The 481-nt window shown below is 45.5% G+C and carries 1 protein-coding gene; it reads right to left on the bottom strand.

Annotation, left to right across the window (positions count from 1 at the left end; genetic code table 11):
* Positions 1-481, bottom strand: a 481-nt coding sequence (locus DZ860_RS24575) for a cadherin repeat domain-containing protein (RefSeq protein WP_165862960.1), incomplete at both ends; no start/stop codon positions are given.

Raw genomic sequence — 481 nt, 5'->3', positions numbered from 1 at the left:
CCATCAGGCAACTCAAACACAGGTGCTTCGTTAACATCACGCTCAATCAATAACACGTTGATTGGGGTTTCATTAACCCCGTCGGACGCGACCACGGTGATATAGTGATTGTTGCTAAACAACTCATAATCATTGGTAAACGCTTCAACGCCAGCATCGGTTAAACTRATTTGACCRTTATTGTTCACCTCAAACAGACCATTGAGCGGATCGTTTGGCGCMWAGTCGATACTGTAAGTGACATTGCCCCCCTCAGGGTCTAACGCACTCACCGTACCAATGACATACTCTTCAGCGGAGTTTTCGTCATAGTGGAAACAGTACTCTTCTTCGCCATCAGGCAACTCAAACACAGGTGCTTCGTTAACATCACGCTCAATCAATAACACKTTGATTGGGGTTTCATTAACCCCGTCGGACGCGACCACGGTGATATAGTGATTGTTGCTAAACAACTCATARTCATTGGTAAACGCTTCAA

The sequence above is a fragment of the Vibrio sinensis genome (genome assembly GCF_003605645.1).
Taxonomy (GTDB): domain Bacteria; phylum Pseudomonadota; class Gammaproteobacteria; order Enterobacterales; family Vibrionaceae; genus Vibrio; species Vibrio sinensis.
Note: the sequence above shows the minus strand (reverse complement) of the source record. Positions and strands in the feature narration are given on the sequence as shown.